6 protein-coding genes are annotated in these 7266 nt (G+C 67.8%); 3 read left to right on the top strand and 3 right to left on the bottom strand.

Annotated elements, in window-relative coordinates; genetic code table 11:
• A partial coding sequence (locus tag KH616_RS18910) for an ATP-dependent DNA helicase (protein WP_292249670.1) occupies window positions 1-2204 on the bottom strand: 2204 nt, incomplete at its 3' end.
• Complete coding sequence (locus tag KH616_RS18905; RefSeq protein WP_292249669.1) at window positions 2201-3886, bottom strand: VRR-NUC domain-containing protein; 1686 nt, start codon at window positions 3884-3886, stop codon at window positions 2201-2203. The genes KH616_RS18905 and KH616_RS18910, both read right to left, overlap by 4 nt.
• 284 nt (window positions 3887-4170) lie before the next feature.
• Between KH616_RS18905 and KH616_RS18900 the strand changes: the two genes are divergently transcribed.
• The 3 genes from KH616_RS18900 to KH616_RS18890 all read left to right on the top strand — a co-directional run bounded on the left by KH616_RS18900 (window position 4171) and on the right by KH616_RS18890 (window position 6736).
• A complete protein-coding gene (locus KH616_RS18900) occupies window positions 4171-4533 on the top strand; it encodes a DUF3175 domain-containing protein (protein ID WP_292249668.1) in 363 nt (120 codons plus the stop codon).
• Between the two features lie 209 nt (window positions 4534-4742).
• The gene (locus KH616_RS18895) at window positions 4743-6146 is read left to right on the top strand and encodes an MBL fold metallo-hydrolase (RefSeq protein ID WP_292249667.1); all 1404 of its coding nucleotides are present in this window, start codon (window positions 4743-4745) and stop codon (window positions 6144-6146) included.
• Window positions 6147-6496: 350 nt separating this feature from the next.
• Window positions 6497-6736 carry a hypothetical protein gene (locus KH616_RS18890; protein ID WP_292249666.1) on the top strand — a complete coding sequence of 80 codons (240 nt, stop codon included), beginning with the start codon at window positions 6497-6499 and terminating at the stop codon, window positions 6734-6736.
• Between the two features lie 99 nt (window positions 6737-6835).
• Here KH616_RS18890 and KH616_RS18885 read toward each other — a convergent pair.
• The coding region (locus tag KH616_RS18885) for a methyl-accepting chemotaxis protein (RefSeq protein WP_292249665.1) at window positions 6836-7266 on the bottom strand (431 nt) is incomplete at its 5' end.

Below are 7266 nucleotides of genomic sequence, written 5' to 3'. Positions count from 1 at the left end.
CGAATCACCCGTCCGGCCGCCTGCACGACCTTCTGCAAGCCGGGATACAGGTAAATGTAGTCGTATCCGTTGCCGAAACGCACGTCCATCGCCCGGCGCATCTGTTCGTTGACGTCGTTGAGCTGCGGCAGCCCGAGCGTCGCGATGAACGCGCCGATCAGCCGTTCGCCCGCCAGATCCACGCCCTCCGAGAACGCGCCGCCCAATACCGCAAAGCCGACCCCGCGCCCGCCTGCCTCAAACCGGGCGAGGAAAGCATCGCGCTCGGCTTCGTCCATGCCAGGCGCCTGCGCCCATACCGGCACGTCCGGATATCGCTCGCGCATCAGCGCGACGACGCGCTGCAGGTAATCGAAACTGCTCAGGAAACTCAGGTAGTTGCCTGGGCGCGCGGCATATTGCTCCGCGATCAGGTCGGCGATCGGCCCGAGCGAGCGGTCCCGGTCGCGCCAGCGCGTCGAGACGTGGCTCGCCACGCGCACGGTCAGCTGCTCGGCGCGGAACGGCCCTTCGACGTCGAGACAGCCGGTGTCGTCCGGCAGCCCGAGCGTATCGCGGTAGAAATCGAACGGATTCAACGTGCCGGAAAACAGCACGGTCGCGCGCGCGGCAGCGTAACGCGGCGCGAGAAAACCGGCCGGGATCACATTGCGCACGCACAGCGTCGATTGCAGGCGGCGCCGGCGGCCCGAAGGTGCGACGCCGTCGAGCGCCGGTTGCCGCGGCGCGCTCGCATCGTGCAGCGTGACGTCGAAGATCGACGCGTCGTCGAATGCCTCGGCGAGCGCACCGAACTGGATCGCATCGAAATGGAAACGCAGCAGCGCGTCGTCGTTCGCGCGGGGCGTCTCCGCGAGATGCTCGCCGATGGCCGAGACCAGATTCTGCAGCGCGGACACGATCGGCCCCGGCACGTCCGGGTAGGCCGCATAGCGTGCGTCCTGGGCGCGGTTCACCGCCCCCCACGCGCGGCCGAGCCGCTCGAACGCCTTGCGCAGCGCCGGCGGCGCCGCATCGCGCGCCGCCGAGAAATCGAACGGATCGAGCGACGCGCTATACATCTTGCGCGCGCGGTCGAGCAGATTGTGCGCCTCGTCGACCAGCACGCCCACCCGCCACTGATTCTCTTGCGCGAGCGCATGCAGCATCGCGCTGCCGTCGTAGTAGTAGTTGTAATCGCCGATCACCATGTCGGACCAGCGCGCCAGCTCCTGTGCGAGGTAGTACGGACAGACATCGTGCGCCAGCGCGGCGGACCGCACCCCGCCCCGATCGAGCAGGCCGCCGGCAATCGCCGCGCCGCGGGCGGCGGGAAGCCGGTCGTAGAAGCCGCGTGCGAGCGGGCACGACTCGCCGTGGCACGCGCGGTCCGGATGTTCGCAGGCCTTGTCGCGCGCGACCAGTTCCAGCACGCGCAGCGGCAGCGCCGGCGTGCCGGCGCCGAGCGTCGTGACGGCATCGAGCGCGAGCGCGCGGCCCGGCGTCTTTGCAGTCAGGAAAAAGATGTGATCGAGCCGGCCCTCTCCACATGCCTTGAGGAGCGGGAACACCGTGCCCAGCGTCTTGCCGATGCCGGTCGGCGCCTGCGCAATCAGGCAGCGTTCGTCGCGCGCCGCGCGATAGACCGCGACCGCCAGCTCGCGCTGGCCGCTGCGGAACTGCGCATGCGGAAACTGCAGCGCACGCAGCGCGGCATCGCGTGCGTCGCGGTGCGCCGTCTCGCGCTCCGCCCAGTCGACAAAACAGGCGCACTGCGCATCGAAGAAGGCCGCCAGCGCGTTCGCCGTCAACACCTCCGTCAGCACGGTCTCGCGTTCGGCGTCGATATCGAAATAGACCAGCGCGACGGTCACTTCCGCCAGCCCGCGCGATTCGCAGATCAGGTGTCCGTACACCTTCGCCTGTGCCCAGTGCAGCGCACGATGATTTTCAGGCATCGCATCCAGATCGCCGCGATACGTCTTGATTTCCTCCAGACGGTTCGACACGGGATCGTAGCCGTCCGCGCGGCCGCGTACCGTCAGCGTGCGCCACGTGCCCGTCAGCGAAATCTCCGTCTCGTAGCGCGCGCCGCGACGCGACGTCACCGCGCCGTGTCCCGCCATCCCTTCGAGCGCCGTCGGCGCGGGTGTGAAACGCAGGTCGAGATCGCCCCGCCGTGCCGTGAACTCGCACATCGCGCGTACCGCGACGACGTAACTCATGCGGATATCCCCGCCGTATCGGCCTCGGACGCGTTGACGTTCGCCCATTCGACATCGACGACGCGCACGGGCATCCCGTGATCGAGACAATATGCGAGCCAGCGTGTCTGGTTGTCCTGCAGCCGGTCGCCCGGCCCTTTCACTTCGATCAATTCGTAGCGCCGTTCGGCCGGCCAGAAGCGAACGAGATCGGGCAGCCCCGAGCGATTGCCGCGGATGTCGGCCAGCAGGCGCGTGAACCAGAGCCGCAAATGCGTGGGCGGCAGGCACGCCAGCGCCTCGTCGAGCAGCTCGGGACTCAGTACGCCCCAGAACACGAACGGCGATTGCAGGCCCATCTTCGTCACATAGTGCCGGCGGATCGTATCCCGGTATGCCCCGCTGTCGAGCTCGGCGAAGCATGCGGCGAACGCTTCGGCGCGCCGTGCGGCGAAATCGGGCGCATGCAGGTCGGCGGGGCCGCGCTGGAACGGGTGGAAGAATGCGCCCGGCACCGACGCGAACACGGGCGCCCAGCACAGCAGCCCGAATAGCGAGTTGATCAGCGTGTTTTCGACGTAATGCACCGGCGCATCGGGCTGCGCGAGGTGGTCGCGCACCGCGTATTCGACACTGACACAGGCGTCCGGCCTGGCGAGTACGAGTGTCTCGCGCGGCACGCCGGGCGCCGCGCCTGCGCGATCCGCCGCATGGCCGAGCCGTCGCTGCAGGCGCGGCAGCATCCGTTCGACGCGCTGCCTTTCTTCATCGCTCTCATAAGCGCCGCGCGCATCGAGCGCCAGCGCCAACGCGTCGCGGTCGCGTCCGCAGCGCTCGAGCACCCTGATTCGCCGATGCCGGCTGCCGGGCCACGCACTGCGCGCATAGGCGTCCAGCGCGAGCGGCCATGCGCTGCGCCGCTCGCATGCCTGCCCGAGCGCGAACAGCAGCTTCGCACGGCGCGTCCCCAGCCACGCCTGCGCGCATTCCACCGCATCGATCCGATCGAGGAGCGTGTCGTACGGTGCGTCGTCGGGCCACGTTTCGAGCGCGTCGCGACAAGCGTGCAGCGCGAGGTAGGCATCGACGTCGTCCCGGCGCTGGAACGCACGCGACGACGGCGCGAACGGCACGCTTTCGTACTGGAACACACCGAGATCGGCGAGGACGAATTCGCTCCAGTCCTGATGCAGATTACCGAAGAACATCAGACGCAGCCGGTCGCACAGCGCGCCGACCGTCACGCGCAGCACGCGATCGTCGGCGTCGGGAAACCAGGCGTCGTACGATTGTTCCGCCGCATGCCCGGCCCGCAGCCGTTCGAGCCATTCGTGCTTGCGGCCGCCGCCCGCGGCGGGAAAGATCCGCGACAGTTCGGCCTTGGTGGACAGCGCAAAGATCGCGTCGAGCGTCAGCGCCGGCGTGGGGTCGACCCAGCCGAGCGCGACGAGCGGTTCGGCGGCCGCGAGCGGACAGCCGATTTCCTCGTAGACGAGCTTGCTCGCGCGGAAGTCCGGCCCGTTGCGCATCAGCATCCGCACGAGCAGCGCGCGCGACGCCTGCGGCACTTGCGCGAACGCGTGCAGGAATGCCCGCTCGGCGGGATCCAGCAGGTCGTCGTAGCGCACGCCGAGCCAGGCCAGCGCGCGCTCGAAATTGGTCAGGTAGTAGAACGCCTGGGCGGGCGGCGGAAAAGGCGTCACGGGGAAAATGTCGATAACTGTACGTTTGTACAGCCGTGGATGATAGCAAATGTCCGGGCAGGGGTCGTCCGGCTATGGGCGCGCCGCCTTGCCCGGCATGCCCTGTGGTCGGGCCGCGATCGGCATGCGGTGGCATGGATGCCCGCCGCATACGGCGCTGGCGGGCACGTCGGCGTACGCGCACAATCGAAGGCACACGCCGCGGATTCGTGCGTCCGTTTTCTCAGCGGCATCCGGCGAACCGCGGCGGTACGAAAAGGCGGCTGCCGCCGGAGGAGCCAGTGATGTCGCGTCGCACGCCATTGCCTGCATCGCATGAAAGCGGCGGACACGCTTCGCCGACCGCGACGCGCGGCCCGGACGCGCCGCATGCCGCAGCCCGCTGGTCGCAGAACGTCACCGAACACAGCGATGCGCTCGACCTCGAGCCCGGCACATTCACGCACGAAGCGCCGGAGGAGATCGCGCAAGCCCTGAAGCGCGCCGCCGAGCGCAGTACGCGCCGCAAGGGAACACCGTTTCAGTCGGCAATGTCGATGCTCAACTTCTACATCAACCGTGCCGGCACCCATTTGCCGCAGGCGCGCCGCGATACGCTCGAGCGCGCCAAGCAGAAGTTGCGCGAGGCGTTCGGGCGCGATCGCTGAGCCGTCACAGCGGGGCGATGCCGGTATCCGGATCGGTCAGCCCGTATGCGGCATGCCGCGCTCAAGGTCAAGGCGATCGGCGCGGCGAATTTCTGCGCCCAGCGCTTCGCGCACACAGACATCGAACTCGATGATTTCCATCAAGGATCGTCGACACGGTCGCGATGTAATCAGGTTATTCAATCCGGCGACTGCCTGCGAGACGAGCGATGAAACTGACTTTCCTGGGTGCCACCGAAACCGTGACGGGATCGAAATACCTGATCGAGCACGCCGATCGCCGCATCCTGATCGATTGCGGTCTTTTCCAGGGCACGAAAAACCTTCGCCTGCGCAACTGGAACCCGCTTCCCTTCGCGCCCGACACGCTGGATGCCGTGATCCTCACTCACGCCCATCTCGACCACAGCGGCTATTTGCCGGTGCTCGCGCGTGACGGTTATCGCGGGCCCGTGTATTGCACCCGCGCGACTGCGGCCTTATGCGAAATCATGCTCGCCGACAGTGCCAGATTGCAGGAGGAGGAAGCGGACTTCGCAAATCGCCACGGCTATTCCAGGCATCACCCGGCGTTACCGCTCTATACATCGGACGATGCCCAGCGTGCCCTGCGTCTGCTGAAGCCCTGCAATTTCGACGAATCCGTCGAACTGGGCGGCGGCCTGTCGTTCCGGCTGCAATCCGCAGGGCACATCCTGGGCGCCGCGAGCATCGTGCTGAGCTACGCACAGAAAATACTGGCTTTCTCGGGCGACCTGGGCCGGCGTGCCGATCCGATCATGCGGCCGCCGACGCCGCTTGCCCACGCCGATTATCTGGTTGTCGAGTCGACCTATGGCGACCGCCTGCATCCCGACGCCGATCCGGAGCGCGAGCTGGCCGCGATGTTCGTCAGGACGTTTTCGCGTGGCGGCGTGGTCGTGATTCCGAGTTTCACCGTCGGACGTGCGCAGGAGATCCTGCACTACATCGCCCGGCTGAAGGCGGCCGGGCAGATGCCACCCGTGCCGGTGTACCTCGACAGCCCGATGGCGATGGACGTGACGGAGATCTACTGCCGCGACCTGCGGGATCACCGGCTAAGCGCATCGGAAGCCAACGCGCTCTGTCACGCGGCGACCATGATCCGTACGATCGAGCAGTCGAAAGCCATCGCCGAGCACCGAGGTCCGATGGTCATCATCGCCGGCAGCGGCATGGCGACCGGGGGACGTGTGCTGCATCACCTGAGCCGCTATGCGCCCGACAGCCGGAACACGATCGCACTCGTCGGTTATCAGGCGGCCGGCACGCGGGGCGCGGCGCTCGCCGCGCACGAGCCGAGCGTGAAGATTCACGGCGAATACGTGCGCGTGCGCGCGCGAGTCGAAACGATTCCCGCCCTGTCCGCGCATGCGGACTACCAGGAAATCCTCGGGTGGCTCGGCGCGATGACGCGGCCGCCGAAGCGAACGTTCATCACGCACGGTGAACCGGCTGCCGCGGATGCGATGCGGCGCAGAATCGAGGAGACGCTGAACTGGCGCTGCGAGGTGCCGACATATCTGCAGACGGTCGATCTGGACGAGGAGAACACGACAAGCGGCGGTTCGACTTCGGTCGAGCGCGCGTGACCGGCACATTCAGCTTGCCGCAGCCATGCCGGAGGCATGTGCCGCGCCTGCAGCGCACTGGCGATCGGGCGTAGCCCATGCGACATCGCAGCCCGGCTCCGCGGCCGGGTCGCGGTCGCCCTCGTCCCCACGATCGCCACGCGTCTCATCCTCGACGCTGCACATATTCGCCCGATAGCGTAGGCTTTCTTGGAATCATCTGATCGCGGTTCCGCTCCACCCGGACAACGTCGCATGCGTCCTGCACATGGCGTCCCGGTTCGTCACCGCGCAGGGCATGCGCGCGCCGGCATGACGGGCACGCACGATCGCCGTGCGGTATCACCCCATCGTTCGAAGGAGGCTTCACCATGATTGCTCACGATTCCGGCGCCCGACGCCATGCAACGCAAGCCCACCCCGGCGGACGGCGCCGCGAACGCCCCGAGGACAAGACCGACGAGCGCCTTGACGAGGCGCTCGAAGAAACCTTCCCGGCCAGCGATCCCACCGCGGCGGGCGGCCCGACCCGCATCGATCCGGCAAAGCCGGCAAGCGGACACGCGCCGCGCAAGCACGAGACACCGCCCGCATCGCGCGGTCGCGGCTGACACAGCCGCCTGCGCGCCCGTCCGTGACGCCGCCGCGCGCGGTGCCCTTACGGCCCGTCGCCGTTCATGCCGCGCAGCGCGCCGCACGTCGCCGCCGCGTCAGGCGACCTTGAACTGCCCGACCGTCGACGCCAGCGCGTTCGCCTGCGTCTGCAATGCAGAAGCCGCCGCGGTCGACTGTTCGACGAGTGCCGCGTTCTGCTGCACCATCTCGTCGAGCTGCGTGACCGCGCGATTGACTTCCTGAATGCCACGCGTCTGTTCATTCGACGCGTGCGTGATTTCGGAGATGATCGTCGTCACGTTGGCCACGTTCGACACGATTTCACGCATCGTCTCGCCGGCCTGCCGAACTTGCCCCGACCCGGCCTCGACGCTCGCCACCGTCGATTCGACCAGCACCTTCACTTCGCGCGCGGCCTGCGCGCTACGCTGCGCGAGGTTGCGCACTTCCTGCGCGACGACCGCGAAGCCGCGGCCCTGCTCGCCCGCGCGCGCCGCTTCGACGGCGGCGTTCAGCGCGAGAATGT

Origin of the sequence: Burkholderia sp. (genome assembly GCF_018375725.1) — a bacterium.
Classification (GTDB): Bacteria; Pseudomonadota; Gammaproteobacteria; order Burkholderiales; family Burkholderiaceae; genus Burkholderia.
The sequence above is the reverse complement of the archived record's forward strand: the minus strand, read 5'-3'. Positions and strand labels throughout refer to the sequence as shown.